This window comes from Stenotrophomonas sp. 3diitr2024, from assembly GCF_042136455.1.
In the GTDB taxonomy this organism is placed as follows: Bacteria; Pseudomonadota; Gammaproteobacteria; order Xanthomonadales; family Xanthomonadaceae; genus Stenotrophomonas; species Stenotrophomonas sepilia.
In genome coordinates this window covers 1-2,112 of record NZ_JBHHMJ010000587.1, presented here as the reverse complement: position 1 = coordinate 2,112, position 2,112 = coordinate 1, and the positions used below count along the sequence as shown (strand labels likewise).

Genomic DNA, 2,112 nt, shown 5'->3' with positions numbered 1-2,112 from the left:
CCCCCCCCCCCCCCCCCCCCCCCCCCCCCCCCCCCCGCCATCCCCAAGTAAGCCAGCCTCTGCTGTTGCTTCGGCTTCGGCTTCTGCAGGTGCAGGGCGCAGCCCTGCATGAAAAACCCACCCCCTACCAAGGTAGGGCGGCCCGCGCGCCAGCGCCGGACTATCCTCGAACCCATGACTTTGTCTGGGAGGGCTGCGTCATGAACTACGAGGAAACCTACCGTCGCTCGATCGACGAGCCGGAGGCCTTCTGGGGCGAGGAAGCCAAGCGCATCCATTGGCACAAACCGCCGCAGCAGGTGCTCGACTACAGCAACCCGCCGTTCCGGCGCTGGTTCGTCGGCGGCGAAACCAATCTCTGCTACAACGCCGTCGACCGCCACCTGGCAACGCGCGCCGACCAGCTCGCGCTGGTTGCGATTTCCACCGAAACCAACAGCACCCGCGAGATCACCTATCGCCAGCTGTATCGCGAAGTGAACGACTTCGCCGCCGTGCTCAAGCATCTCGGCGTCGGCCACGGTGACCGCGTGGTGATCTACATGCCGAACATGGCCGAAGCCGTGTTCGCGATGCTGGCCTGCGCGCGCATCGGTGCGGTGCACTCGGTGGTGTTCGGTGGCTTCGCCGCGCACAACCTGGCGCTGCGCATCGACGATGCGAAGCCGAAGTTGCTGATCGCAGCGGACGCCGGCATGCGCGGTGGCAAGCTGATTCCGTACAAGCCGATGGTCGACGCGGCCTGCGCCGAAGCAGCTTCGCCGCCACCACACGTGCTGATCGTGTCGCGCGGGCTGGATGCCGCCGAACCCCGCGTGCCGGGTCGCGACGTGGACTACGCCGCGCTGCGTGCACAGGTTGGTGAGGTCGATGTGCCGGTACAGTGGCTGGAAGCGAGCGAGCCGAGCTACCTGCTGTACACCTCCGGTACTACCGGCAAGCCGAAGGGCGTGCAGCGCGATGTCGGTGGTTACGCGGTGGCGATGGCGCAGTCGATGGAGACCGTGTTCGACTGCAAGCCGGGCCAGGTGATGTTCTCCACTTCCGACGTCGGCTGGGCGGTAGGCCACTCGTACAACGTGTACGGCCCGCTGATCGGTGGCTGCACCTCGTTGCTGTACGAGGGGCTGCCGACGAATCCGGACCCGGGTATCTGGTGGGCGCTGTGCGAACAGTACAACGTGCGCACCATGTTCTCCTCACCCACCGCCATCCGCGTGCTGAAGAAGCATGACGCGGACTTCATCCATCGCCACGACCTGCGCGCCCTGAAGTATCTGTTCCTGGCCGGAGAGCCGCTGGACGAGCCCACCGCGCACTGGATCAGCGAAGCGCTGGGCAAGCCGATCATCGACAACTACTGGCAGACCGAAACCGGCTGGCCGGCACTGACCCTGCTGCCGGGCCTGGAGATGAAGCCGGTGCGCTTCGGTTCACCGGGCTTCCCCAATCTCGGCTACCGGATGAAGGTGATCGACGAGAACACCGGCGAGGAAGTGGCACCGGGGCAGAAGGGCGTGCTGGTGGTGTCGCCGCCCTTGCCGCCGGGTTGCATGAGCACGGTGTGGAACGACGACAGCCGTTTCCTGCAGAGCTACTTCAGCCACTTCAAGGAACTGCTGTACAGCTCGCTGGACTGGGCGATCCGCGATGACGATGGCTATACCTTCATCCTCGGCCGTACCGACGATGTGATCAACGTGGCCGGGCATCGTCTGGGCACGCGCGAGATCGAGGAGGCCATCTCCAGCCATCCGCGCGTGGCCGAGGCTGCCGTGATCGGGGTCAAGGACGAGCTGAAGGGGCAGGTGCCGCTGGTGTTCGTCACCCTCAAGCAGGGGCTTGAAGGCGAGGATCCGGCGCCGGTGGTGGCCGAGATGATGGCGACGGTGACGACTTCGCTTGGTGCGGTCGCGCGCCCGGCGCATGTGCACGTGGTCAACGCGCTGCCCAAGACCCGTTCGGGCAAGCTGCTGCGGCGCTCGTTGCAGGCGTTGGCCGAGCAGCGTGACCCGGGCGACCTGTCGACGCTGGACGACCCCAGCGCGCTTGAAGAGATCCGCCGCGCGCTGGGCCGTTGATCCGGTGGTGGGGGGGGGGGGGGGGGGGGGG

1 protein-coding gene is annotated in these 2,112 nt (G+C 66.7%); it reads left to right on the top strand.

Features of this window, described 5'->3' with window-relative positions; translation table 11 throughout:
* Positions 1 to 200 precede the first annotated feature (200 nt).
* A complete protein-coding gene (prpE, locus tag ABGA94_RS15110; RefSeq protein WP_005415430.1) occupies positions 201 to 2,081 on the top strand; it encodes a propionate--CoA ligase in 1,881 nt (626 codons plus the stop codon).
* The last annotated feature ends 31 nt before the right edge of the window (positions 2,082 to 2,112 follow it).

Excerpts from the sequence above, each read along its gene's own strand:
- prpE (WP_005415430.1), top strand. The coding sequence starts at position 201 with ATGAACTACGAGGAAACCTACCGTCGCTCGATCGACGAGCCGGAGGCC.